This window comes from Sporomusa sp., assembly GCF_035561255.1.
Classification (GTDB): domain Bacteria; phylum Bacillota; class Negativicutes; order Sporomusales; family Sporomusaceae; genus Sporomusa.
On record NZ_DATMXX010000391.1, the window covers coordinates 1 to 26,903 of the forward strand.

At 49.2% G+C, this 26,903-nt stretch carries 25 protein-coding genes and 1 riboswitch; of the genes, 1 reads left to right on the forward strand and 24 read right to left on the reverse strand.

Going from position 1 to position 26,903, the window contains the following annotated elements; translation table 11 throughout:
- Positions 1–237: 237 nt before the first annotated feature.
- The 4 genes from VN379_RS22195 to VN379_RS22210 all read right to left on the reverse strand — a co-directional run bounded on the left by VN379_RS22195 (position 238) and on the right by VN379_RS22210 (position 5,477).
- On the reverse strand, positions 238–1,515 hold the full coding sequence (locus tag VN379_RS22195) for a serine dehydratase subunit alpha family protein (protein WP_325537945.1): 1,278 nt from the start codon (positions 1,513–1,515) through the stop codon (positions 238–240).
- Positions 1,516–1,891: 376 nt separating this feature from the next.
- Positions 1,892–3,340 (reverse strand): sigma-54 interaction domain-containing protein, encoded by a 1,449-nt coding sequence (locus tag VN379_RS22200; protein WP_325537947.1) that lies wholly within the window; start codon positions 3,338–3,340, stop codon positions 1,892–1,894.
- Between the two features lie 506 nt (positions 3,341–3,846).
- Positions 3,847–5,010, reverse strand: coding sequence for an iron-containing alcohol dehydrogenase (locus VN379_RS22205; RefSeq protein WP_325537949.1), 1,164 nt, complete (start codon positions 5,008–5,010; stop codon positions 3,847–3,849).
- A 38-nt stretch (positions 5,011–5,048) separates the two neighbouring features.
- Entirely contained in the window at positions 5,049–5,477 is a 429-nt protein-coding gene (locus tag VN379_RS22210) for a GNAT family N-acetyltransferase (protein WP_325537951.1), read from the reverse strand.
- A gap of 108 nt (positions 5,478–5,585) precedes the next feature.
- Between VN379_RS22210 and VN379_RS22215 the strand changes: the two genes are divergently transcribed.
- Positions 5,586–6,758, forward strand: a complete 1,173-nt coding sequence (locus VN379_RS22215; RefSeq protein WP_325537953.1) for a molybdopterin-dependent oxidoreductase — start codon at positions 5,586–5,588, stop codon at positions 6,756–6,758.
- Between the two features lies 1 nt (position 6,759).
- Here VN379_RS22215 and VN379_RS22220 read toward each other — a convergent pair whose 3' ends face one another.
- From VN379_RS22220 to VN379_RS22315, 20 genes are all read right to left on the reverse strand, one after another.
- A complete protein-coding gene (locus VN379_RS22220; RefSeq protein ID WP_325537955.1) occupies positions 6,760–8,376 on the reverse strand; it encodes an amidohydrolase in 1,617 nt (538 codons plus the stop codon).
- A gap of 189 nt (positions 8,377–8,565) precedes the next feature.
- Positions 8,566–9,444: a radical SAM protein gene (locus VN379_RS22225; RefSeq protein ID WP_325537957.1), complete on the reverse strand. Its 879-nt coding sequence runs from the start codon at positions 9,442–9,444 to the stop codon at positions 8,566–8,568.
- A 30-nt stretch (positions 9,445–9,474) separates the two neighbouring features.
- Positions 9,475–10,014 carry a molybdopterin-guanine dinucleotide biosynthesis protein B gene (gene mobB, locus VN379_RS22230; protein WP_325537959.1) on the reverse strand — a complete coding sequence of 180 codons (540 nt, stop codon included), beginning with the start codon at positions 10,012–10,014 and terminating at the stop codon, positions 9,475–9,477.
- Between the two features lie 3 nt (positions 10,015–10,017).
- Positions 10,018–10,650, reverse strand: a complete 633-nt coding sequence (mobA, locus tag VN379_RS22235) for a molybdenum cofactor guanylyltransferase (protein ID WP_325537961.1) — start codon at positions 10,648–10,650, stop codon at positions 10,018–10,020.
- A gap of 33 nt (positions 10,651–10,683) precedes the next feature.
- Positions 10,684–12,657, reverse strand: a complete 1,974-nt coding sequence (locus tag VN379_RS22240; protein WP_325537963.1) for a methyl-accepting chemotaxis protein — start codon at positions 12,655–12,657, stop codon at positions 10,684–10,686.
- A 306-nt stretch (positions 12,658–12,963) separates the two neighbouring features.
- Positions 12,964–14,223, reverse strand: a complete 1,260-nt coding sequence (gene glp, locus VN379_RS22245; protein ID WP_325537965.1) for a gephyrin-like molybdotransferase Glp — start codon at positions 14,221–14,223, stop codon at positions 12,964–12,966.
- A 20-nt stretch (positions 14,224–14,243) separates the two neighbouring features.
- Positions 14,244–15,266 (reverse strand): molybdopterin-binding protein, encoded by a 1,023-nt coding sequence (locus VN379_RS22250; protein WP_325537967.1) that lies wholly within the window; start codon positions 15,264–15,266, stop codon positions 14,244–14,246.
- 37 nt (positions 15,267–15,303) lie between these two features.
- Positions 15,304–15,738 carry an MOSC domain-containing protein gene (locus tag VN379_RS22255; RefSeq protein ID WP_325537969.1) on the reverse strand — a complete coding sequence of 145 codons (435 nt, stop codon included), beginning with the start codon at positions 15,736–15,738 and terminating at the stop codon, positions 15,304–15,306.
- A 49-nt stretch (positions 15,739–15,787) separates the two neighbouring features.
- A complete protein-coding gene (locus VN379_RS22260) occupies positions 15,788–16,276 on the reverse strand; it encodes a MogA/MoaB family molybdenum cofactor biosynthesis protein (RefSeq protein WP_325537971.1) in 489 nt (162 codons plus the stop codon).
- 27 nt (positions 16,277–16,303) lie between these two features.
- The gene (moaC, locus tag VN379_RS22265) at positions 16,304–16,780 is read right to left on the reverse strand and encodes a cyclic pyranopterin monophosphate synthase MoaC (protein ID WP_325537973.1); all 477 of its coding nucleotides are present in this window, start codon (positions 16,778–16,780) and stop codon (positions 16,304–16,306) included.
- Between the two features lie 2 nt (positions 16,781–16,782).
- Entirely contained in the window at positions 16,783–17,763 is a 981-nt protein-coding gene (moaA, locus tag VN379_RS22270) for a GTP 3',8-cyclase MoaA (protein ID WP_325537975.1), read from the reverse strand.
- A gap of 88 nt (positions 17,764–17,851) precedes the next feature.
- Positions 17,852–17,982, reverse strand: a riboswitch (molybdenum cofactor riboswitch).
- A 31-nt stretch (positions 17,983–18,013) separates the two neighbouring features.
- Positions 18,014–18,598: a flavin reductase family protein gene (locus tag VN379_RS22275; protein WP_325537977.1), complete on the reverse strand. Its 585-nt coding sequence runs from the start codon at positions 18,596–18,598 to the stop codon at positions 18,014–18,016.
- A gap of 49 nt (positions 18,599–18,647) precedes the next feature.
- Positions 18,648–19,436 (reverse strand): MBL fold metallo-hydrolase, encoded by a 789-nt coding sequence (locus VN379_RS22280; RefSeq protein WP_325537979.1) that lies wholly within the window; start codon positions 19,434–19,436, stop codon positions 18,648–18,650.
- A 40-nt stretch (positions 19,437–19,476) separates the two neighbouring features.
- A complete protein-coding gene (locus VN379_RS22285; protein ID WP_325537981.1) occupies positions 19,477–19,944 on the reverse strand; it encodes a GNAT family N-acetyltransferase in 468 nt (155 codons plus the stop codon).
- Positions 19,945–19,959: 15 nt separating this feature from the next.
- Positions 19,960–20,925, reverse strand: coding sequence for an NrfD/PsrC family molybdoenzyme membrane anchor subunit (nrfD, locus tag VN379_RS22290; protein WP_325537983.1), 966 nt, complete (start codon positions 20,923–20,925; stop codon positions 19,960–19,962).
- An 11-nt stretch (positions 20,926–20,936) separates the two neighbouring features.
- Positions 20,937–21,479 (reverse strand): 4Fe-4S dicluster domain-containing protein, encoded by a 543-nt coding sequence (locus VN379_RS22295; RefSeq protein WP_325537985.1) that lies wholly within the window; start codon positions 21,477–21,479, stop codon positions 20,937–20,939.
- A complete protein-coding gene (locus tag VN379_RS22300) occupies positions 21,479–23,674 on the reverse strand; it encodes a molybdopterin-containing oxidoreductase family protein (RefSeq protein WP_325537987.1) in 2,196 nt (731 codons plus the stop codon). Before VN379_RS22300 ends, VN379_RS22295 begins: the two co-directional genes overlap by 1 nt.
- 38 nt (positions 23,675–23,712) lie before the next feature.
- Entirely contained in the window at positions 23,713–24,663 is a 951-nt protein-coding gene (locus VN379_RS22305; protein ID WP_325537988.1) for a DUF169 domain-containing protein, read from the reverse strand.
- A gap of 25 nt (positions 24,664–24,688) precedes the next feature.
- A complete protein-coding gene (locus VN379_RS22310; RefSeq protein ID WP_325537990.1) occupies positions 24,689–25,774 on the reverse strand; it encodes a (Fe-S)-binding protein in 1,086 nt (361 codons plus the stop codon).
- Between the two features lie 50 nt (positions 25,775–25,824).
- The gene (locus VN379_RS22315) at positions 25,825–26,655 is read right to left on the reverse strand and encodes a TIGR04282 family arsenosugar biosynthesis glycosyltransferase (RefSeq protein ID WP_325537992.1); all 831 of its coding nucleotides are present in this window, start codon (positions 26,653–26,655) and stop codon (positions 25,825–25,827) included.
- Positions 26,656–26,903: the final 248 nt, after the last annotated feature.

Consider the following 26,903-nt stretch of genomic DNA (forward strand, 5'->3'; position numbering starts at 1 on the left):
ATTGAAAATAAAAAAAACCTTTCAAGCAGTTTTACCTGCCTGAAAGGCTGCATCGCCCCACTAATATTGAAATGTTTTTTATCACTTTCTTCACTATTTTAAAAACTCCTGCTAATAATATACAATTATTTCATTTTATTGTATTTTTTCGTGAGTTATCGGGTTTCTTCTGTTAAAATCCTCAGGGCGCAATGAGATAAAAGTAGGGGTTGTCTGCGCTCGTCCCTTATGCTCTTATTAAGATTCCAACATGATTTTGATAATCTCCGTATCGGTTGCCCGCATACCGTTATAGGCTATACGGCCCACCGCAGCGATAGTTTCTTCCACATCGGCTTTTAAAATACCGTTTCCTGCCTGATAATACTTGCCATTCATGGCCAGCACATGAGATAGGTAGGAGGCGTCCAGGCAAGAAGCTATTTTGGCGGCACAGGATGGTTTTGCGCCGTCGCAGACAATACCCGGAACATTAGCCAGCGTATTGCTAATCGTTTGATTGATTTGTTCAAGAGTACCTCCGTCAAGATAGGTAATAGCAGCACCACTGGAACAAGACGCGCTGACAGCACCACAAAAAGCAGATAAGCGACCAATCAACGTTTTTTGGTGAATGGTCAGTAGGTTGGAAAATACTAGCCCTCGATACAATTTTTCTACAGGTAGGTCATGCTCTCTGGCATAAACGATAACAGGGATAGAAGTAGCGATACCTTGATTGCCGCTGCCGGAATTTGTGACCACCGGCAACCCGCAACCACTCATCCGGGCTTCGGAAGCGGCTGCAGTATAGGCTTTAATCTTGGTCCATACCGGCTCATCATGGCCAATATCAAGTAATGTGCGACCGATATTTATCCCATAATCACCTTGCAAACCTTCCTCAGCAATACACATATTGTAGTCAATTTGTATAGCGATAAGATCGCAAACTTTTTCCAGGGATACAGTATTAGCAAAATTATAAATGCCTTCCACCGTAAGGATGGTACGATCAGTAAAAGTCCCTAAATATTTATCATTAGCCACATCATTTTGATAAATCACTTGACCGTTCTTTTCCATTTTACATATATTGGTATGGGTATGTTTAATTTCTACTGTCACATATTCATCCTTTGCCATTAAGCAGATTAAAAGATGAAGGTTGATATTTGTTGATAGCAAGCGCACTTCATAGGAATTACTATCGAGTAACTCTTTGACAATACTAATATGCTCCGGTGTCATATCTGATAGGACTTCAAGTTGATTATCCGCTTTGCCACCAACAAGACCTGCCAGCATACTGGCTCGAATCCCAGTTAGACCTCCGGCATTAGGAACGACAACACTTTTTACATTTTTAATGATATTACCACTGCATTCCAGTACTGCTTTCTCCGGAAAACACCCCAATATTTCTCTGGCCTTGGCTGCTGCATAGGCAATAGCAATAGGTTCGGTACACCCTAGTGCGGGTACCAATTCTTCCTTCAATATCTCAATATAACTATCGTATATTTTTGTATCCATATAGCAATGGGCCCCCCTGTCAATGTTATTTCTGTATCCTACTGCTTTTTGTCATATGTCTCTAAACCTCCAATTAGCCATAAGCATACGCAAAAACCACGCCAAATTTTCACAAGATACTCTCTTATAGCATGAAAAACCGGCTTTGCTGTTGTAAAGATACAGCATAAAGCCGGTTTTTCTTAAGTTTTTCTATTTTTGAGGAAATGCTTGAGTCCAGTTTTTCTGTAAGTTTTGTGATTGCAGCATACCCTGTTGACAGTAATATTTCGCAAAGTTAAGAATAAAAATATTGAAAATCGTCATTGATTTATATAAACTAGGCATTTGCACTCTCGCGAAACTATTATCAGTTTTGAGAACACATGTGGTGATACTATTGAAGTTGATATTTCTCCAGTTTCCTATATAAAGTTGCCAGACTAATTTTAAGCCGTTTTGCCACTTGCTTTTTATCAGCCAAGGTTGCACCAGGTGGGATATATGTTCTGAGCAGCTGCTTTTCACATTCAGCCAATTGTTGCTCAAGGCCGATTTCCAAGCCGACCTGCCCTTCGTCTGTCATCAGGTTAGACGGAAGCTCCTGCAGTGTAAGAACAGCTTCCTGTGCAATATTTACTAGATACTCAATCACATGTTCCAATTGTCTTACATTGCCAGGCCAATGATAATTCATAAGCCAGCGCCGGAGTGGTTCGTCTATTTTAAGCGTTCCTTTTTGTAGTGTTTTCATGAACTTATCTAAGAAATAGTCTATATAAAGTGGTATATCTACCGATCGAAAGCGAAGCGGCGGAATAGTCAACGGTATAACATTCAGGCGATAATACAAGTCTTCACGGAACTTCCCTTCACACACCATCTTTTCCAAATCTCTGTTAGTCGCAGCGATAATCCGCACATCAATAGGCAATGGATGTATACCGGCAATGCGTTCTATCGAACGTTCCTGAATGACTCGCAATAGTTTTGGCTGTAATACCAAGGGAAGGTCGCCAATCTCATCCAAAAATATTGTACCTTTATTCGCAAGTTCAAATTTCCCTTTTTTACCGGATTTATGAGCTCCTGTGAATGCACCTGCTTCATAACCAAATAGTTCACTTTCCAACAAAGTCTCCGGTATAGAGGGGCAATTCACCACCACAAATGGTTGATTTTTGCGCCCACTTTCCTCATGAATAGCCTTGGCCAATAGATCCTTACCAGTACCGCTTTCTCCCTGTATTAGAATCGTCGAGTTACTTATCGCCACTTGTTGAGCTTTTTGTAATAGCTGGATAAAATTTTTATCCCGCCCAATCATGCTCCCTAAAGCATATGTCTGGTTTACCGTCTCCAGTACTTCTTGAACCTGATTTTGCAGACGCCATTGGTCGTCTAGCATAAGCAACTTGCTTTCCAGCAGACTGCTCATATGACTGAGAAATGTAAGAAACTTTGCTGAATTACGTTCTAGGCGTTCTTTTTGTTCGATAGTAAAGGCAATAACACCAATAACACCGACGGTCTGACCTTGCTTACTAATCGGGAAGCCCATCGTGGCACGTTCTTGGCAGCAAACAGAGGTATCACAGTTTTGGCAGGCACTTTTACTAACTATATCATGTATAAAGCCAGGTTTACCGTTTGCAAGCACCTGCCTAAAAAACGACCCGTAGGGTATCGGCCTGCCGATGCTTTCGGCATGAGGACCTGTGCCGCCTATTCTGATACATTTTTCATCAATAATTGTTACATACAATTCCAGGACATCAGTTATTGTTTCCGCGTATTCCTGCACAAAAGGTTGAATGTGCGCAAAATTGGAGATTGCTTTCTTCATAAAATATTCCACCTTCAGGATTATTGCTGATTATTAAAATAACTACAGCCCTTTGACTTCATTCTTCTTAATCTTATCATACGGAGTACATTGCGGCAATAAACACCGCTTCCTGCCTCTGTTGGTTCCGTAGTAGAGTTCTAAGCAATGTGCCAAGCCCTTTAGGACGCCGGCTGAAGCCTTAGTCGTTCTTACTTATTATCAGCAGGGGGGTATACTTTCTGATAATGTAAAAAGACAATGCTACATTGACTTAGCATTGTCTTTTTACAGTGTCAGAAAATGAAATTTTATTCCAATTTGTTTTTATCGATATCAGTTTTAGTATCCAAAGGCTTCATAGCAGGTTGGGCCTTTTAAGCGAATGACTCAGGGGGACGGTTCTCCTGAGTCATTCGATGAGTATGTTATGCACACTCACCTTTGGGAATGTTTTTGCATAATATTCCCAGGATGCCAATATTGAATTCCACGTTTAGATGAATAAATATACTTGAATCACTTAATCAACTCATGAGGGAATCATTGTATGCGTTATTAAATAACTCTGCATAATCAGCTTTTGTTATATTCCTTGGATTGCTATCATTAGAGCCATTTTTTACCGACATTTCAGCCAAAATAATAAAGTCTTCCTTATTGATGTTTAGTGATTTAATCCCCGGTAAGCCGATTTCCTGTGATAAGCTTTTTATGTATTCGATGCCTTTTCTGGCTGCGGTACAGTCATCTTTCTCGTCAATGCCCATGGCTCTGGCGACCCGGGCGTATTTATATTCTGCCGCCGGCAGGTTAAATTCCATGACATACGGCAATAAAATTGCATTGCACAGCCCATGCGGTGCATCATACATGCTGCCCAGTGCTTCTGCCATACAATGTACTGAGGCTACATCGGCGTGACTAAATGATAAGCCAGCTAACAGGCTTCCCATCATCATCTTATCCCTGGCCTCAATATTTGTCCCGTTTTTCACCGCTTCAACAATATTTCCCTGGATATATTCAACAGCATACAACCCCACTGCTTCAGCGATTGGTTCAGTGCAATTGGCAGTATAACCTTCGATAGCATGCGTTAGGGCATCGATGCCGGTAGCGGCAGTAACCAGCGGGGGAACGGTCAGTGTAAGCTCGGGGTCGATGATGGCTACTTTGGCAGCAATGGCCGGGCTTTTAATTGTAAACTTAAACTTATCGGCAGTATCGGTAATCACTGAAGAAAAGGTAACCTCACTGCCTGTCCCGGCTGTTGTCGGTATGGTGATAAGCGGGATACAATCCTCCTTGATCTTGCCTTTACCCTGATAATCTCTGACGCGGCCGCCTTGTTTGGTGAGAACGACAACTGCTTTGGCAGCATCAATCGGGCTGCCGCCACCAAAAGCTACAATGGTGTCAATAGCTTGTTCTCTGGCGGCTTCGGCCGCTAATTCCACATTATAATCTTTGGGATTGGCCTCAATTTCATCATAAATGATAACAGACAGCCCTTCTGACTTAATGAGATCGGTAATCTTATTGACCAGGCCGGTCTGAACAAGACCTTTATCGGTGATAACCATGACCTTTTGGGCCTGTAATAACCGCAATTCTTCCCCTAATACCCTGACCATACCGGTACCATATCTTATTTTTGTTGGCAATACAAAATCAAAAGAATTGATCATTTCGTACCTCCCTGAAATTTATATCACTAACCTAAGCACTATTGGTTAATAGTTCTTGAGTAAATATGAATATCCTCTCTTCCCTGAAAACCCATGCTCTCCCAGAATGCCATCCCCTGACTATTATCTGCCAGCACAAACAGATGACATTTTAATATACCGGCTGCTTTCAGCCTGACCAGGCAACACTCTACCAACGTCCGGCCGATCCCCCTTTTCCGATAGTCGTGACGGACTGTCAGGTGGTAAAAAATCCCCCGGCGCCCATCGTGCCCGCATAGTATGGTACCAATAAGTTCATTCCCCGCTTCAGCAACAAAGCTCATCCCCGGGTTCCGGCTTAGAAACATGCCAATATTCTCCCGGGAATCAGCCTCACTCAACCCCATCCCCGGCGTCTTTTGCCACAAGGCAAGCGCAGCTTCATAATCCTCCGGGAGCAATTCCCGGATTGTATGTGAACCCAAATTGTTCACCTCCCATCTGTCCGGTACTTTCCCTACTATCAATAAATGGCCTGCCCCACGATAACCTCGGCAAAGTTGGGAATGATAACTAAATATGGAGGCATAGCTATGAATAAAAAAATTGTGGACTTGCATTTCCTGCACAGCCTGGTGACATTGGGGTTAATTCTTACCGGCCTGATTTTGTATAGTCAGTTCTTTCGGGGAATACTATCGGCTCTCCGGGATTACGCGCGTGACCTGCACATTTTCGCCGGGGTTTTATTTAGTCTCACGATCGTTCCCTATTGCGTTATTTTGGCAAAGACCTGGGGCAAACTCTCCGGCCAGTTTAACAGGAGATTGCTGAATCTGGCGGCAATTTCGCTGGCCGCAGGCATCGCCTTAACCGGTATTTTACTCTTTACACATACTGATTTGCAAAATTCACCAGGTATTTCAGCACTCAGCCTGCACAGAATGCTTGTAGTAATAGGCATCCCTGCTGTGCTCTACCACGCAGTTACCGGCTGGTTTTCCATAACAAGGCCGACCGGCATGGACGGATCGGACAGTGGCGATAAAGGTTTCATCAGCAGCAGAAGAGTGTTCATTCGATGGACGGCTTCTGCCGGCGCCTTATTCAGTGGCCTGGTATTGGCTAAATGGTTTCTTTTTAATCAGGATACTACGCTGCCCGGGGTAAAGGGCAAATACAAAGACTGCAATCAAATGGACCCGCAGCCGATGCCGTCACTCGGCTCAGTGCCCCCCATTGGCGGCGGTTACCAAGGCCGCTTCGAGGTCTTCACCGTTACGCCGATTCCTTGTACTACCTCAGCCGGCTGGCAATTTAGGGTCTTTGGCTTAGTTGATAACCCCCTGACTCTGACCTGGGAAAAATTTCTCGACATTCCGCGCCAGGTGCAGGTTAATGATTTTTATTGCATTACAGGCTGGACTGTAACCCATTGTACCTTTGAGGGAATCCCGCTGTCGCGGCTGCTGGCCCTGGTCGGCTTACAACCCACCGCACAGTATGTTAAATTCTATTCAGGTGACGGGGTCTATACAAGTGCATTAAGCCTGAAACAGGCACTGATGAACGATGTTATGGTGGCCGTGCTGATTGATGGAGAGCCCATTCCCTCTGACTTGGGCGGACCGGCACGGTTACTCATCCCCCAAATGTATGCCTATAAGGGCGTCAAATGGTTAAATGCCATCGAATTAATTCAGGAGCCGCACATCGGCTACTGGGAGAGCAGAGGCTATGAAAACGACGCCTGGGTAAAGCGGTGAACTACTCCTGATAAACAATTCTGCCACCGGCAATCGTGCATATTACCCGTGTCTCTACTATATTTTCCGGCTGAGCTGTTAATACATCCTGGGAAACCAGGATCAGATCAGCCAGTTTTCCGATACCCAGTGTCCCCTTGCTAGTTTCGCTGAATTCCGCATAGGCACTTCCCCGGGTGTATGCCTGCAAACACTCGCCGACAGATAGTTTTTGCTCAGGTACCCAGCCGTCAGGATACTGGCCGGCCTGAGTCTGGCGGGTTACCGCTGTGTAAATACCCATAAAGGGGTTTAGCGGCACAACAGGCCAGTCAGTGCCAAAAGAAACGGCAACCCCGGCGTCCCAAAGCGAGCGAAACGCATAGGCCATCCGGCAGCGCCGGTCCCCAATACGGCCTTTAGCCCAGCTCCCATCCTCGTAAACGTGGCCTGGCTGCACGGAAGCCAGAATGCCCAGTCGCGCCATCCGCGCTATATCTTCCGGCAGCAGATGCTGCGCGTGTTCAATCCGCAGCCGCCGCTCCCGCGGCCCATTTTCTTTAATGACAGCCGCAAAGATATCAAGCAGCAGATGATTGGCCTTATCGCCAATCGCGTGTATCGAAACAGGCAGTCCGGCTTTATCGGCAGCAGCAATGCGTTCTTGCATAATTCCCGCAGGGTACATCTGGTCTGCCAGCAAACCGGCCGTTCCGGGCTGATCATCATATGGCTCAAACATCAGCGCTGTACCTGAACCCAGCGAACCATCCACAAACCCTTTTACCCCGCCGAAACGCAGCCAGGCATCACCGCAAAATCCCGCTTCCTGCAAGGCCACTTGCTTCTCCCACTCAGTAATTTGAGTGCGGGCATAAATCCGCAGGGTAAGCTTTTGCTCTTGCTGGAAGCGCCGGAAAGTCTCCCAGTCATGCCAGTCATTCCAGGCTGTAATATCCTGGACTGAGGTAATCCCCATCCGGGCTGCATGCTGCATAGCTGCCGCCAGGGCCTCGTTATACTGTTGCTCAGAGGGTGTCGGCATACACTGCTGGACAAGCTTCATCGCATTGTCTTTAAGAATCCCGTTAGGCTCGCCACTCCAGGGATCCCGCTCAATGGCTCCACCCAGGGGATTGGCCGTTGTCCGGCCAATTCCGGCTAAACAGAGGGCCGCACTATTGGCAAAACCCATGTGGAGGTCACTGCGGGTAACGAAAACAGGGATATGTGATGTAAACGAATCAATCCATTCTTTCACAGGCGTCGGGGACTGCGCCCATTGGTCATTGTTCCAGCCGCCGCCGGTAATCCACTGCCCCTGGGGTATATGGGCAGCACGGGCAGCAATGGCCTGAATAAACTCAGCTTTACTCTCCACTGCACGCAGGTCAAGTGTCAGAAGCTGAAACCCGCCCACCATCAGGTGGGTATGATTATCAATAAAACCCGGCAGAACCTGATGGCCTGCAGCATCCAATACCTTGGTATGGCGACCCTGTATTGAACGAATCTGGTCATTGGAGCCAATCGCGATAATCAAATCATCTTTTATAGCCAAAGCTTCAGCATAAGGCATTGCCGGTTCACCAGTCCAAATGCGGGCATTAACTATCATTAAGTCAGGTTGCATAATCATGTAATACGTCTCCTTGGCTGTTCAGACACTTCTTGATTGATTTAATTTTACGCTGATATAGTTTCTATTTCAATAAAATTGCACAATATTTACATACTCATACAAAAATCAGGCTACCGGCAGACAGGTAGCCTGATTTAATCTATCGTATTGTTGCCTTAAGGGAATAGTGCTTTTTTCCCTTACGCATTACACCCTGTCTATAGCCCGGGAACGAAGCAGGGCAATATCTTTACCATCTATAACCCGGGTAAGGGTTTGTAAAAGTTCATCTTTGCCTTCAGGCAACACATTATCCAAATAAATACAGTTAGAGGGATGTATTGAGGTAATGCCCGTGTTTGTCAAAGTCATACCCCGAATCATTAGCCGCATTTCCTCTAATATTTCCATATCTGTTGGGACCTCGAACTCCCCTCTCTGAGTTTTTTCATAGAGTTCGGTTCCCGGCTGTACAATAATCGTCAATATCCCAACATAATCCGGCAGTATTTTATTACAAATTTGAGCCGTGTTCTTTGCATGATCCCAGGCTTTCGGAGTTCTTCCTGCCAGCCCTAAAATTACAGTAACAAACAAATTGATACCTGCCTGCCTCACCCGGCTCCCTGCCTGTACCATTTCTTCACAATTGACGCCCTTGTGGATATCGCGCAGAATTTCCTCATCACCACTTTCTACCCCTAAATGCGCCTCCACTAATCCATATTTTTGCAGTTCCTTCAATTCGCTCAGAGTTTTACTCAGTATGCTGGCTGCACTGGCATAGACTCCGACATAGGTAAGACCGGGAAAGGCAGCATACAGGTGCTTTAAAATCGTTACTAAATCTTTTGTCGGCATAGTCAATGCATCACCATCGGCAAGGAATACCTTTTTTACATCGCCATAATATTCTTTCGCAAGCTCAATATCCTCCAGAATCTCATTGAGCTCGCGGACGCGGTATTGCTTGTCTTTATACATATAGCAAAATGTACATTGATTATGACTGCACCCAATCGTACACTGCAGGATGTAATCATCCCCGGCTATATGGGGGCTGTAAATATTTCCTTCATATCGCATAATAACCCTCTCCCCAAACTACGGCCGGCCTTAAACCGGCAGACTCCTATTGCCGGCAGCTGCAGCAGTTGAAAAACTTTGCATATACCGTAAAACCGCCCCGGTGATTCCTTCAATATCATTAATATCGTAGCAGGGAACGCCAATATTCCACTCAACATCACTGGCTATCGCCAATAATTCGCTGGCATTACACAGCAGATTTTTATGAGCCGCCGACCGGAATACCTCGATTTTCGGCTTGTTACCCTGTTTAAAGCCTTCGGTAAGCACTAGATCAACAGTTGAAATCATACCAATTATTTCATCAAGCTGTTTTTCTTCGCCAACTTTTTCGATAACCGCGACTTTGGCCGGCGAAGAAATAGCCGTAATATCTGCCCCCGCCTGTGTCAGCCGCCAGGTGTCCTTTCCCGGCTTATCCATGTCAAATTGGTGAGCATCATGTTTTATAACCGCAAGCCGGATTCCATGTTCCTTCAGTCTTTTTATGACCTTTTCCAGCAAGGTTGTCTTGCCTGATCCCGATTTCGCTACAAATGATATTACCGGCGTGTCCTGATTATTCATTTTCTATTCCTCCTGTTGCCTGCAATTAAACCCTGGTACCGCTTGTTTTACATACCGCCCGTTCTGATCAAGCCGGGTTAAGTCGCCCGGGGTATTAAGATTGCAAAACAGTTCTTCCAGGTTCCCGACCGACTGTAATTCACGTTCTGCAATTTTAAGGACCCGCACCTCGGGATAAAATTGATATACCTGGCTCACCCCGGCCTGCAAACACTGCTCGATAGGACCAATACAGCTGCGGGAATATACGGCACACAGGGGTTCCCACCGCTGCCGTATTTCAGGAGCTATAACATCATACCCGCTTCTCCGGCCGAGCAAGTATCTTGCCAGCTCGCCTGTAAACAACGGCATATCACAGGAAATCACAAATGCGTACTGATATTGCGCCGCCAATAGTCCGGCATGCAGGCCGGCCAGCGGACCCAGACCCGGATAATGATCAGGTACCTCTTTAACACCGCTGAAATTATATTTTGCCGTATGATTGCTCGCAATAATAATTTCATCCACAACACCTGCCAGCTTTTTTAGCGTACGCTCTATAAGTGTTTCATTATTAAATGAGAGCAGCGTTTTGTCCCGCCCCATCCGGGAACTGCGCCCTCCTGCCAGAATAATACCACTAACCGCCATGGCTTTGCCCCCTAACAACTGCATGATTCTTAACTACAGCTTAAACCGATTAACCGCATTTTGCAATTGCTCTGCAAGTTGGGCCAGGTGCTGGCTTGAAGCAGCAATCTCTTCCATAGATGCCGACTGTTCTTCCGAGGCGGCGGAAATCGTTTGCGTTTGGCTGGAAATCTCCCGGCTGATCTGCTCAATCCCCCGAATGGATTCAACGACTTGCCGGCTGCTGCCAACCAGTTGTTTCATCCCGCCGGCAGTTCCCCGGGCAATGTCCGCAACGGCCTGGATGTGTTTGTCAATAGCAAGAAAAGATTGTCCGGCCTGGTCCACCACCTCAGAACCATGCCTTACTTCCTGCGTACCGGCAGCCATAGCGATTACCGCCTGCTCTGTTTTGCCCTGGATGTCGCTGATAAGTGCTGCAATCTGTTTGGCCGCCTCCTGCGATTGTTCGGCCAGCCTGCGAACCTCCTCGGCTACCACGGCAAATCCCCGGCCCTGTTCACCGGCCCGCGCAGCTTCTATCGCGGCGTTCAGGGCCAGGAGATTGGTTTGAGCGGCAATCCCGGAAATCGTTGCGACAATTTGCCCGATTTCCTTCGACTGTTCACCCAGATCGGCAACAACCCGGGCCGAGCTTTCCACCGTATCCCGGATATGATTCATCTGACTGACAGCAATGTCCACAGCCTTATTGCCGGTGGCAGCCGCCGCAACAGCCTGATCGGCAATGGCTAAGGAAGCTTCAGTCTTACCTGCTTCCTGCTGCGCCGTGGCGGCAATGGCTTCCACTAACTGCAGCGCGTTGTCTACCGAAGCTACCTGGCAATCAACCCCCTGGGCCGTTTCGGTAACAGAGACCGCCACCTGGCCCGCTACTTGAGCCGATTGTTCAGCATTAGCCGTTAATTGCTGCGATGAGGCGGCTACCTGCTCTGCCGAATTGTTGATTTGCTGTACCAGGCTGCGCAGATTACCGGCCATGATTTCAAATATATGGGACAGATGTTCCAATTCATCGCCGGAGTGCACATCCATGTTAGTTACTGTCAGGTCGCCTTCAGCAATACCATTGGCGGCAGTTTCAAGCGCTTTTAGCGGCTTGCAAATCCAGGTTGCTGTAAAAAGTACAACCAGGATGGCTAAAATCAGCACGACAATACTAATTGCGAGAGATGTCCAGGTAAAAGAATTTAACTTTGCCGTAATTTCACTCACAGGTACATTTACGCCTAAAGACCAGCCGGTGCCCTGAATTGGCGCATAGGCCAGATATTTATTAACACCCAGATATTCGTAATTGACAATCCCCTGCTCGCCCCTGGTCATTTTTTCTGTAGCCAGTTGTAACGCGGGAGTCGCGTTCGGGTCGGTGAGACTGCTGAATTTAAGAACAATCTCTTGGTTGGGATGGAAAATAATTAAACCGTCGCTCTGAATCACATAGGCATAACCTGTTTCGCCAACCTTTACGCCCAGGATCAGTTTTTCCACTGCCTCAATATTGATGGCGGCAGCCAAAACGCCGATTATGCGATTTTCATTGCGAATGGGCAGCGAAATAATAACAATCGGTTTATTGGTTTTTTTAGAAATTACCGGATTGGAAATAATCGTTTCTCCCTTGATAGACTGTTGAAAATACCCGCGGTCTGCTAAGGTTCCGGTTTCGCCTTTAAAATCAAAATAATTTCCCGATGAATCAATCCATATCAGGCTTTCATAAATTTTAGCATTATTGAGCTCTGCCGCCAGATAGGAAACAACGTCCTCCTTCTTGCCCGCAGTAATAACCGGTGAGCGGGCCAGTCCCGCTATTTCCGACCTTATACGGTCAAGCCAGCTTGCCGTTTCCTGGGAACGGCTTTGAGCCGTTCTGGCAAGCTCTGTTTCTACATCCTGGATTAATATTTTTTTAGCCTGCCAGTAGTTTAACCCGGCCAGCAAACTTAGTGCAATGATGAATAAGGTGGCAACAGTTACCACCAGTTTGATTCTAATGCTCTTCATATTCTTCTCCTTATATTCCTGCAGTCATCATAACTACCATATTAACTAGTACCGTGCGTCACCTAAAAGTTTGGCTTATATTGCGGTCTTTTTCCGCCCTGCTTTGTTGCCGGCGCCTTGCGTATGTCCGGTCTTGTTTATTGCAATTAGGGTGTTGCAGCAAAATCAGTCAAATCGGACTGACTTGTCTGATCTGGCAAATTCGTTCCAGAAAGCCTAACGAAAATCCAATAAAAGATTTTCGTTAGGCTTTCTGCTGTCCGCAAACAGCAGCTCTTTACCTTAGGTCCGGGGCAATGCATTAATTCAAGCAGTAAAGTTGGTGTCCTGCAGGAAACTTCCAGGCTCATTGCCTAAAACCACTGCGGAAACTTCTTGTCCGGCAATAAGCGGGCCACTTCCGGCAGGCACGTCGATCAGCGCGTTGCAATCAATCATTGATTTTAACACCCCATTACTTTGCTCACCTGTAAGCTTCACATAATTCATGGCATTGTTTCGGTGAACCCGCGCCCGCAAAAAGCGCCGCTGCTGGCTCGATTTATTAAAGTTTTCGGTCAGAATGGCCGAAACTTTAGGGGGAAACTGTTTCTCCAGCCCCATCATTTTCTTGATCAGAGGCACCACAAGCAGGTCGAAAGTGATTAAGGCGGCAGCAGGATTGCCCGAAAGACCAATAATTAATTTATTATTATAGCTGGCAGCAATGACCGGTGAGCCTGGTTTCATATCCAGCTTCCAAAAAATAGTTTCGGCCCCCAGCTGCGCGAGAGCATCCGGAACAACATCATAATCCCCCACGGAAACACCGCCGGTCGTGATAACCAGATCAGACGCCTGAAGAGCCTGAGAAATTCGCCCAGCAATGGCCCCGGTTTCATCAGGTACAATTCCCATATCTACAGGCGCTGTTCCCAGTTGCAGACAGTAAGCACCTAAACTGTGGAGATTGCTGTTATATATTTTCCCTGGCAGCAAGTCACGGGACGGGTCCAGTAACTCATCACCGGTACTGAGAATAGCGATCCTGACTTTTTCAAAAACCGGCACTGCCGCCACGCCAATGGCCGCCAGTAACCCGACCAACGGCGGCGTCACCACCATACCGCCGGGGGCAATCATCTCGCCCTGAATTACATCTTCCCCCGCCCTGATCACATTTTTTCCTGGTGTAACCGGACTAAATAACTTAATGCTATTCCCCTCTCTGGTTACATCCTCATATTTAACAATCTCATCCGCCCCCTCCGGAATAGGCGCCCCGGTCATCACCTTAATAGCAGTGCCGGCAATGACCTTATTCCGGGGCACATAACCGGCCCGGACCTCTTCGATCACGGTGAGCGTTACAGGCAGGGACGGCTTAGCCTGTTCACTGTCTTTGGCCTGCAGCGCATAACCATCCAATGGAGATTTACTAAAGACCGGCAGATTTACGCCGGACTGTATGTCCCGGCACAACACCCGGCCTGTCGCGGCCATCAAAGGTACCTGGCCCTGTTCAACAGGCCGGACTAATGTTAATAATGTTGCCTGCGCTTCTTCCAGGGAAATACTTGTTTTCATTCTTTATCCCCCCTTACCATCTATGCACCAGTCCCAAAGGAACAGGCCGGATACTGGCAAACCTCACAATCCAGGCATAAGCCACCCAGACCCAGCTTTACGATCATGGGTCTGGTAATCTGCCGGCCGGTCAGAACCAATGGCAGCAACAAATCAAAAACAGTCGTTTTATGATACATGACACAGCCTGGCAGTCCCAGAACAGGGACCTTCCCCAAATACGCCACCATTAGCATTGACCCCGGCAATACAGGCGCACCATAGGTTACAATTTCCGCACCGGCATTCCTGATCCCACTGGGGCTGACATCATCCGGGTCAACCGACATACCACCGGTTGTCAGGATCAAATCAGCCCCGTTAGCGATTAAGGCCGTCACAGCCTGTGATATTTGGTCCCGGTCATCAGGAACGAGGATATGCTGTATTACTTCACAGCCGTATCCTTCCACCTTGGCTTTTACGACCGGTCCGAACTTATCCTGAATACGCCCATGATAAACCTCGCTGCCGGTCGTAATAATACCGACCTTACAGGCGCGATACGGAAAAACGGCAGTGACAGCGGCTGCTTGTCCAATCGCTTCCACTATTTTTATTTTCGCTTCCTCAATCAGCAAAGGAATGACCCGGACACCGGCAACGATATCCCCTTTTTTTACTGGTCTGTGGTTGTTCCGGGTCGCAGCAACAATCTCATCAATCATATTGATGCTTGTTAAAAACTCTTCATTTACAGTGAACAGGCCGTCATACTCGGCCACAAGACTGACTTTACCCTCACTGGGTTCAGTCAGAGCAAGCCCTTGCCCTTTTATTGCCCGGGCAATACGCAGGCCGGCGTCATTTTCATGCAAAAACCCTTCCCTAACCTCCCATACATATAAATGATCCTTCCCCAGCTGCAAAAGTTTGGGTATATCCTGTTTGGTAATGATGTGGCCTTTTTTAAACGCCTGTCCCTTGAATTCACCAGGTACTATTTTGGTAATGTCATGACAGAGCACATTGCCGATGGCTTCTTCCACTCTGACTATCTGCATATCTCCAGCCCTTTCTGTTGTTTATCAACACGCTTATTTAGTCGAGCCTCACTATTTCATCCCCCGGTTTTATCCAGCCCGGGGTAATTACCTTAGCAAAAATCCCTTCCCGGGGCATGACACAGTCTCCCGTTTTTTCCCGGATGGCACAGCCCATATGGCATTCTTTACCAATTTGTGTCACCTCCAGCACGGTTTCTCCTACCCTGAGCCTGCTGCCGACAGGGAGTTCAAACAAAATGATGCCTTCGGTTGTAATGTTCTCGGCAAAGCTTCCTGTTGCCAGATTGTCAAAGCCCAATTTTCTAATTTTATTAATACTCTCGTTGCCAAGAAGGCTTACCTGCCTGTGCCAGTCACCGGCGTGCGCATCGCCTTGCAGCCCGCAATTCAGCGCAAAGTAGCCTTTCTCCACAGCTTGCTTGGGCTGCCCTTTTTCTTTACTGCTATTTACCGCCAGTACTTTCGTCATTCTCAGGACCTCCATATAGATTCAAAATTCAGGGTACTTGCCTGCAACATCAACCTTGCCCGCACTCTGATGCTGCTCCCTGCAGAATATCCAACCCATGACTGAGAGCCGGCAAAACCGCTTCCAGCGATTCCCGGACCCCCTTAACACTGCCTGGCAGGTTAATGATAAGAGTTTTTCCCCTAATGCCGGCGATCGCTCTCGACAGCATGGCCTTCGGTGTCCGCTGCAGCCCGTAATAACGGATTGCCTCCGGTATGCCTGGCACAATTTTTTCAATGACCTCCCGGGTGGCATCAGGTGTCACATCCCGGCTGGAAAAACCCGTCCCGCCTGAGGTCAGCAGCAGGGCCGGCGCCAATTGGTCACAGATATAACAAATCTCTGCCATGATCTGCTCTTTTTCATCAGGTATTATTTTATAGTAATCCACACGGTAGGAAAGCCCCAGCGACTCTTTTATCTGTCTGCCGCTTTCATCCTGCCGCTCGCCGCGGGCCCCCTTATCACTCATAATCAGGATTGCTGTTTTATACATTGTATCCCCTCTCAAAGCCAGCTTTCTTTACAGTTCCCGCTTGACATGGCCGCTTTTTCCGCCGCTCTTTTCCAATAGTTTTATATCGGTAACTTCCATCCAGCGGTCAATCGCCTTGGTCATATCATAAATCGTCATGGCCGCAATACCGGCGCCGCTGATAGCCTCCATCTCCACGCCGGTCTTCCCGGTTGTTTTAACCTGGCAGCGAATAGTTATACTGGAATCCGGTTCATTGATGGCAAAGGCGATATCTACCGAAGTAAGCGTCAGGGGATGGCACATAGGTATAAAACCTGCAGTCTGCTTGGCCCCCATGACACCGGCAACCTGGGCAACCCCCAGAACATCCCCTTTTTTGATGCCGCCGCTCTGGATAGCCTGCAGGGTAGCAGGCTGCATGCGGACAACCGCCTGGGCGGTAGCGATGCGTACAGTATCTGTTTTTTCACTGACATCCACCATCCGGGCATAACCATCCGTATTAAAATGGGTAAAATCCATCATCATCCCCCTATTTGATACATCTTGCGTTTATTATCGGCGCCCCAGCCTTCAGACATATGATGGCAGCGAGGCTTTTCCCTGATTGCTTTGCTAAACAGGTGGGCAATTTTCTCATCACTGGCCCCATTTTGCAGCGCCATTTTCAAATTGATTTCTTGTTTTCCGAACAGGCAGCCCCGCAGTTTGCCATCAGCAGTCAGGCGCAGACGGTTGCACTCAGAGCAAAAATGATCGCTCATCGCGCTGATAAAACCAATACTGCCAAGGCCGCCGTTTATCTGGTAACATCTGGCAGGGCCATTTCCCTGTACAGCCAGCCCTCTGTATAAATCATACTGCTGCTCAATGATTGCTTTGATCTCACTGACACTTACCATCCGGTCAGTCTGATAAAAGGGCAGGTCCCCTACCGGCATAAACTCGATAAACCGCACATGGAGCGGCATTGCTTTCGCCAGCTTAACAAAATCAAGGATTTCATGATCATTGATCCCTTTCATAACCACGGTGTTTATTTTTACCGGTGCCATCCCCAGCGCCAGCGCCTTAGCAATGGCCCCGGTCACATCACTCAGTTTCCCCCGGCTGGTAATATAGTTGAAGCTATCCGGATCAAGACTGTCCAGGCTGAAATTCACCCTGGTTACCCCGGCAGCCTTAAGCTCTTCGGCCATGTCCGCAAATAATACCCCGTTTGTTGTAATCGCGATCTCGTTAATTTGCGGAATCGCTGCGATTTGCGCGACAAGGGCTGTGATATTTCTACGAACCAGCGGCTCGCCGCCGGTTAACCTTATCTTGCGAATTCCCACCCGGGCAGCCACCCTGACAAGCTGGACAATCTCCTCCAGTGCCAGTATCTTCGTATGCCCAAGACTTTCTATTCCTTCTGCCGGCATGCAGTACTTACAGCGTAAATTACACCTGTCCGTAACCGAAACGCGCAAATAGTCGACCTCTCTGGCATAACCATCAAGCATAAAGACTCACTCCCTTCCCGCTAAAATGAATAATGACTTATTACCAAACAAAAACTTCTGTGCCGAAAGCGCACAGAAGTTTTATCTCAAACTCATGAAACGCCTCCTTTCCCCAAATGGGAGGTAGTGGAATTTCTTCCACTGCCCCGTGAACCGTCAGGTTCAGACTGTCAGACCATGGATATCTTTAGGTCATGCAGCTCGGAGTGTCAATCGTTATTTAATTGTTGTTGCCGGTCTCATGAATTCTTCACTTCCCATTTTTATCCACAAGTTGTAAGCCAATGTGATAGGTTTGTCCCAAACACTCACCCAGGGCATAATACTTTCTGTCTGCGGCACTGCTAATGAGCGGGTTAACGCTCGCCATCGCCGGATTTTCATTGTCACTGAGCACAGCCTCATCGGCTTTGGCATCAATGATCTGCCCAATAAACTGGGTATGGCGGCCAAGCTCAATCGTATGCAGCAGCTTACACTCCAAAACCAGCAAAAATTCCTGAATATAAGGCGCATCCACCAGCTCACTCCTGACAGGGGTGAGACTGGTAACTGAAAATTTATCGGCGTATTTGCCTGAGGCAATACCTGCATAATCGGCCTCAGCAAGATGATGCCTGGACGGGACATTAATTGTAAAGGCCTTGCGCTTAGTAATATTGCTATGCGTTAACCGTGACTGCTGCACAGATATGGCAATACACGGCGGGACTGAACAGCATATCCCGCCCCAGGCAACGGTCATAATATTGGGCTGGTTATGATCGCCGTACGTTCCCACGATCCATACCGGCGAGGGCATGGCCACCACTTTTGCTCCCAGAGACTTTTTCATTGTTTTCTCCCGCTCCTTGTGGTATTGCCGTCATAAGCTTCAGCTATGGCTACAGCTTAATGCGCATACCGTCATAAGCCACCTCCACATTGCCGCAGGGTGCAACCTCTGCCTGCAGCTCCCTGGCGGTCACAGGCTGGCTATAGTGGATGGCCAAATGGGTAGGTACCGTCTGCCTGGCGTTAACCTGCCGGCCAAGGGCAATGGCTTGTTCCAGGGACATATGCACATCAGGATACCAGTTGTCGCCATGGAATGTTGCATCACAGATCAGCCAGTCCACACCAGCCACCTGTTGTGCGCTTATGGCCGGCAGTCCGGCTGTATCCGGAAAATAAGCCAGCCTGGTATCCCCTGTTTCCAGCAAAAATCCGGCCGTTTCCACGCCGTGATTAGCCGGCAGCGGCGTTAAACAGACTTCACCGAAAAAGTATTGCTGGCTAAATGCCCATGACCTGACAGCAAAAACATCCGCCAGATTGGGGAATGCTGCCGCAAACTGCCCCCCGGCACTAGGCGGCAAAAACAGGGGAACCGGTTCACGCCTCGCCAGTTTTACGTAATACTCCAGCTCGCCAAGACCGCCAAAATGATCATAATGCCAGTGGGTCAGAAAAACATAATCAATCCGGTTAATACTTTCCCTGATAAGCTGCCGCCTTACATCCGGCGATGTGTCAATAAGGATCTTGCTATGGCCGGTATCCAGTAACGCGCCACAACGGGTTCGCGCCAGTTCCGGATACCTTCTGGCTTCCTGACAGCCTGCGCAGTTGCAAAAGAAGGATGGTAAGCCTGGCCCTGCCCCGGTCCCCAGTAAAATAAAACTTCCTTTCATTTCCGTTCGCTCCTATCGGTAATGTTGCCGGCAGGTGTCTTTAGGGGCGCATAAACATCATCGCCACAGGCTTGCAGGCTGTTTTTTCAGGGCACGCCTCACACTGCCTGTCATAAGGATAAGCAAGTGCGGAAAAATCACAGGCCGCAAACCCGTTTTTTTCATAAAAGCGGGCCGCTTCCCCTTTGGCAACTGTTGTTACCTGGTAAGGCTGAGCACTATGGCTGCCAAACTCAGGCCGGCAATAGTGTCCCGGTCTGTGCAGCAGTTCCTGCAGCAATTGCCTGCCGGTCCCCTGGTTACGCGCATCTGCGCTTACAGCAAATACCAGCAAATGAAACCGGCTGTCATCAACCTGAGACATCATCGCCCCAGCCATAATTTTATTATCCTGTTTTATCAGCATGTGTTCGTCTATATCGCCGGCAAGACCCATCCCGCACTCTGTAAACAATTCCTGCAATTCTTCTTCATCTTTACCAGTGGCAAATACGATCTCTGTATTCATAGTAATATCCCTGCTTTACTTGTGAGGATTTAACCAACAAGCCTTTTCCTGCCAGCGGGTTTCGAGTGCGGCAGCCAGTTTGGTGATTTCTTCTTTACTCATTTCAGCCCGTTCCTCCCCAGGCAGAACAACCCTGACCGCCGCCCGTAAGAAATCAATCCTGAAGCAGATCCCGCCAACAAGAATCAGCACAGCGGCAATAACCAGCCAGTATATTGAGGAAAACAGCAGGTTAATCAGCAGCGGCATGACCGTCCCCAGGATAATAACCCCGCCCCAGAAGGTTTTTCTAAACTCACCATTCCATAATTTATTGGCCCCCCGCCGCGCCTCTTCCGCTGAGGACAGCTTCATTCCCAGCACATAGCCCGGCACTGTAAGCAGCTGGGCAAGCAGCAGACCGGCCGTCAAACCGCTGATCGTGGCGGTATAGGCGTGCTCAGCATAACCAAGCACAAGCAGCAGCAGGATCAGGGCCGCCGCCCCGGTTGCCGCCCCGTTGATCAAAAAGACCCCCATCAGCCCGCCGCCATTCCAGAAAGACCTGCCCTTGGCCTCACCCAGCTCAATCCCCGGATAGGTAACATAGAGCAATGCCGTTATAATGGCCAGAACAGCAACCATTGTCTTGAGCCAGACAAGTCCCGCCCAGGGAATAAAACTGAAGAAAAACGTCGCATAGACAAACACCAGTGGAATATACAGGCTTTGTAACAGCGAGCCAAAGCTCATGACCGAAGCAAACGGGCGGGCATTCACTAAATGTCCCCTGCTTTTATGGGTCAACTCAATTAATAATAACAAGGCACCGACGGCGGCCACTGCGAATGACACCAGTCCGGCCCAGCCGTTGATGTGTCCGGCTATCTCATTTCCCGCCAAATCGGTTACCGCAACAATAACAAACAGCATGGCCCCCATTGCGGCCAGGAAAAAGTACCACGCGGGCAAGCTGCCCCAATACTCTTGCTGCTTTTCCATTCCAACCCCTCCTATGGCATGATATAGTAAACTGATGGTTTCGTCCCTAAATGGGGGTACAGCGGCTGGGCATTATGCTTCCGGATCATTTTAACCAGGTCACCGTCAGGATCATCAAGATCCCCGACAGATCTGGCCTGCAGCTGACAGGTCTCCACACAGCGCGTAACCATCCCCTCGTCCAGCCGGTTAAAGCACATTGTGCACTTTTCCACAATACCGTTTTCCTCATTCAACTGGCGGACACCATACGGGCAAACCACCATACAGAATAAACAGCCTACACATTTATCCGGATCGACTGTCACAATACCGTCGGCCCGGTGGTGGCTCGCGCCGGTGGGGCAGCCGTCAACACAGGGAGCGTCCGCACAGTGCATGCAGCCGGTCGTAATATTATAAGAGGTTATGTTGGGATATTCGCCAACAGGTCCCACTTTGGCAACCTTGCAGTATTTCATAGCAAAAGGTAATTTATGCTCGTTTTGGCAGGCTATCGTACAGGCGTGACAGCCCACGCATTTTTTCAGATCAATCAACATTCCCCAGTGCATCAGTCGTTCCCCTCCACTTTCGAAATCCGGCACATAATGCCACGGGAGCAAAAGCTGCCGCAGAGCTCGTCACAAGTATCCGGATCATCATCCACACATACATTGATGTTGGATTCAAATACCCCCATCAACTCCGGGTCTTTTACCTCTTTTTCCGGGAACCACCAGCCCCGTTCGGCCTGAACAACATCAGGTGCCACAGCCGAGGTAATAAATGCGGTCTGCTTGACCTTGCCGGTCGGCGTCTCAATCCAGAGCCATTCACCTTCTTTAATCGCAAGCTGTTGAGCCAACGCCGGATTAATAGCTACCCGCGGATAGGGCCGCAGCAGCCTGATTCTTGTCATTTCCCTGTGTTCGGAATGGAAGAACGGCATAAAGCCGCCACCGGCAACAAGGCTTAATGGATATTGCGCCGCCAGCTCCGGCCTGGCCTCATGGCTAAACGGCGGTTCTACATAGTGAGGCAGCGGATCATAGCCCAATTGCTCAAAAATTGAAATCTTCAGCTCGATCTTACCGGACGGAGTGGCTACGCCTTTGGTCTGATATTTCTGATATTCCCGTTCAGCAAAATGCATCCGGTAACACTGCACAAACTCCTCATAGCTTTCAAGCTCCAGGCCGAGCGGATCAAGCCGGTATTTGAACACATCTTCATCGGTTTCCCAGGGCCAGTATTCAGCCTGACCTAAGCGAATGCCGAGCTCCCGCCAGAAATCGGTATCAGTTCTACGCTCAAACATCGGCTCTATCGCCTTCTCAGAAGCGATCAGCCAGTCGGAAACACCATAGGTAGTAGTCATAACCGGTCTTTCCAGCCACGAAGCAGCCGGTAAAACATAGTCTGCCAGCATGGCTGACGGTGTCATCCAATATTCCATAGCCACAAGCAGCTCCAGATTTTTCAGGGCTTTATAGACTAATTTGGAATTAGCATAAGATACCAGGGGGTTATTGGCTAGTACAATGCAGGCTTTTACCGGATAAGGGTCACCGGTCGCCATCGCTCTGAATACAGTCGAGGGGTTGGCCTCACAAAACCATTCTGCCGGAATACTCTTGCCCCATACCCGCAGCATATTATCTGTCAGCAATTGATAGCCAGGCCAGGAATTCAGTTTAAACCTGTCTGATCCCAGTTGTTTAGCCCGCTGCGCTGCCGGCAGCATATCGTTTAATTCCAGCTCCCAGTCAGTGATAAAGGTCGGGTGGGGGCCAGGCATAACATCACCGCCCGGAACATCAAGATTGCCACAGATAATCCGCAAGGCCACCCGGGCCTGAGCCGAAGCGGAGCTGCCCCGGCCTAACTGATCGGTGGCGACCCCCCACTGAATACAGGCCGGTTTACTCATTGCATAGATTCTGGCACTCTCTATAATCAATTCCGACGAAATGCCGGTCTTTTCGGCGGCCCAGTCAGGAGTATATTCCTGTACTCTGTCGCTTAGTTCTTCAAAGCCCACGGTCCAGTCTTCAATAAACTGATAGTCACATAACCCTTCATTAATAATGACATTCAGCCAGGCCAACGCCAGCGCATTGTCTGAACCTGGCCTGATGGGCAGCCAGAGGTCGGCCTTGGCGGCTGTTTCACTGTAGTTCGGATCAATTACGATGATTTTGGTACCATTGGCCTTGGCCTGCAACAGCCCGCGCATCTCCGGCAAATAAGAAGCCCCGGGATTATGTCCCCAGACAACAACGCATTTTGCCCCCATAATTTCCGGATCGAAGGCAGCCCAGCCATAGGACGCCGCCTCGGTTAAGAAGTTGGGAATCCAGCACACCGGGGCCGTATGAACAACATTAGGACTGCCCAGGAGGTTAAAAAACCGCCGCCGGGCAAAATCGTCAGTCCGGTTAGTGCCCCCGGTAGTGGCAATCGTCTCGGCACCATATTGTGCTTTTAAAGCCGCCAGGCGGGCCGCAATGTCATCTAATGCTTCTTCCCATGATACACGTTTAAATTGGCCTGACCCGCGTTCACCAACCCGTTTAAGCGGATAGTTGATCCGGTTGGGATGGTTTAAATGATCTAATGCCGAAGCCCCCCGGGGACACTGCGCCCCGGCATTAAAAGGGTGCTCCGGGTCTCCCGCCACTTTTGTCACCACTCCGTTTTCGACTGTTGCCAGCATGCCGCAGTTCATATGGCAGAAATGGCAGGCTGTCTTTTTTATTTCGCTCATCCTTGTTCCCCCAATATCATGCAAATTTAGCATTTTATTTACCGGACTGTCAGCTGTATGGCTTTTTGCGGACACTGGCCGGCGCAGGTATAGCAGGCACAGCATTTTTCCGCCGCCGGTGCACTGGCCTTTTGCTGCCCATCGGCAGCTACCAGCTGCAGCACAGCTTCCGGACAAAATGCCTCACATAAACCACAGCCCGTACAGCGGTCGGCATCAATCCGGATGGCAACCGTGCTTGCACCTGCCGGCCCGGGTACAGAGACTTTATCAATAACCGGCGGCATATAAATTTTTCGCCGCGCCTCCGGAATACTTTTGACTGCCAGCTTCTGCAGCGCTGCCACCAATGTTTCTAATTGTTGAAACGGCACGGAAACATAGGCTTCAAAATCACTGATCTCGCTGATCGCCCTGGCGCCATAGCAGCCAAACGATATGTTCATCTTCTGGTTTTTCATAACCTGTACAGTCAAATCGGCACAGGTGGAATTGTAGCCTGATGTGTGGAAGGCATGCCGTTCGCCCGTGCTATAGCTTGCTGCACAGCACAGCCACATCAGTTGTTCGGGATACAGGGTGAAGATGACTACATCCGGCTCAAAGCCGGCATCTTCAAGCGGGGCAAGCACCGTCGCCGTATAGGTCCCCGCGTCAAACTCCTGGCGGGTGGCTATCATTTTCCGGGCACAGTCCAGCGTAGGTAATTTCTTAAACAACAAATACAATTCACCAGACCGCAGTTTGGGGGACATTGGAATCAAGCCCATAATAGCGGCCCCGTCCGGACAGGCATGCTTGCTGGGCGGCATGTACAGACTGTTGCCCCGCCTGGCAATGGTGATGGCCTGACAGTGCCTAAGCGGAACTGAGGGCTCATATACATGATCAGGTACTTCTTCGCCTGGTTGCAACAGTTTTACGGCCACTGGCGACCACCTGAGCGTCAGTATATTGGTTAGTGTTGTAGCAAGTTCACGATAATTCAAGATTCTCGGTCTCCTTTTTAAGCGGTTACTCTGCCATCATCTTCGCCCACAGTCTTTCCCCGGCGGCCCCGGCAAACATCTGGCCGGCCCGCGCCTTGGCCCCCTTAAAGTCCTCACTTACTTCCAGAAGTACATTCAGGGCATGGGTTACCGGCATGGCGGATTTACCTTCCAGTTTCAGGACGCAGCTCAGACAGTAGCCGATGAGCATATCGGCACCGGACTGCCGGGCTTCCAGCAGTCTTGCCTGTACGAGTTTTTCGGTCAAATCCGGGCGGAAATGAGAAAGCTGCCCGCCACTGCCACAGCAAATGGCCCGGGCCCCGCTATGCTGCATTTCCAGCAGGGAAAAACCGCCTTGGGCCAGCGCCTGACGCACCTGTCTGCCAAAGCTGAGCGCAAACCGGTCCGGGCAGGCATCATGAACAGTACACCTGATTTTGTTTTTTCGGTCAGCCGGCGTAAACTTCAGCGTCTCATACACCGTCCGGACACTGACATCACAGGCCTGAAAAACAGGCTTCATTTCGTAATAACACCCGGGGCAGGCGGTAATAACCCCGGTTATGTTATGCTTTTGCAGAAATTCTTTCAGTTGGGCCTGCATGGCTTCAGCTCTTGACCGCAGCCCCAGCTGCCGCAGTGGTTTGCCGCAGCAGGCTGTCCAAATGCCCCTGCAATCGCAGTCAGTCTGCAAGCGGCGGAAGACCGCCCGTGTCAGCCCCGGTGAATAGGTCAACAGGGTACAGCCGGGAAAAAACCAGGTTCCCCCGCTGCCGGCATTCTCTAGATCACGATAGTCAACCCCGTAGCAGCTGCGATACATATTCATAACGTTGTTTGGCCTGTCGGGAAACAGATACCGGTATTCATTACTATCAAATTCGCCTTGCCTTACCGCTTCCTCCCGGCGGCAGGCAAACAACTGCTGCGGGCTTAAGCCCTGCGGGCAAACCGCCGCACACGCACCGCACAGCGAACAGCTGAAGGCTTCGCTAACCGACGCCCCCCGGCCGGCGATGGCGGCCGGTGTTGCTCCGGTTTCTTCCAGGAATTGGCACAGAGCAGTACATTGACCACATTCTATACATTGCTTAGCTAACATATCCATCTATGCTTTCCTCTCCCGCCCCGACCTTCGCTGCGGCGGAACTCTCCGTCTCAGCGGTTTGGCGGCACGGCCGAGCTTTCCAAACCAATTTCACCTAAGACGGCAAGGGTATTCACCGGCACCTTGATGCTTTTGTCACATTGGGCCGCCAGTTCCAGCGCCTTGATCACCGGAATCATACTTGCCAGGTCCACAGGAATATCCACATCAGGCGCGGCTTCCACCACACCAAACGGAATATTCTGTTGAGCGGCTTTGGTGACGAGCATATCCAGAGCCGTTATCCCCTCGGTGTTGTAAAATACCCGGTTGAAATCAAAGGGTGTCGTACAGGTATAACCGACAACAGAAAATCCCCCTTCCTGGCAGGCCCCTTCGACCAAAGCCGCCCCCAGCCCCGGTGGCGCATTTTCAATATTCCGGGCCGCATTCCGGCCAGGCTCACTGCCTGCCAGCCGTTCCAGCTTGGCAACCGTATCCTGCAGGATGACAGGCTGCAAACTGGGAAGGTCGCCGCCGACAATAACCACACTGTCGGCCAGGCGATCCGGAGCGCCATTTTTCAGAATATAATCGGCGGCATATTGCATACACTGGTCAAAATTGCCGCCCTGGTCGGCATAAACCTCTTTGATCTGCGACCGGTTGGAAGTCCTATCCAGTAATTTTTCCAGGTATTCACGATCACCATCATGGTTATAACAGACCCGGACATCGCCGCTCCCGGCCGCAAGGCAAACGTTAATCACATCCAGCAGGCAGCCTTCATAAAAAGCCATCGCTTCTGCCGGCGTCAATATCCCTCCCCGGTTGGCAGTAAGCCGGGTCTTGGTATCTCCGGCCTTAGGAACTTTGGTAAAAACAACGATTGTGGTGCGCATGGTGTAACCTCCTATATCTACCTCTAGCTTTGTAGTCTGCCAGGCACAGTTTGTACGGTTGCACCTGCTCCCGCCTGGCCTGGTGTTTTTAACCTCATTAACTTGTTATTGCAACTACTTCTATTGCAAAACTCATGCCAACTTTCCTTTTGCTGACCAGAACCGGCGCGCCCTTATAGATAAAGCATTTATTAGCAGCAATAATGGACGCCTGGTATTATCTTTTTTTCATTTTGAGAAAAACATTA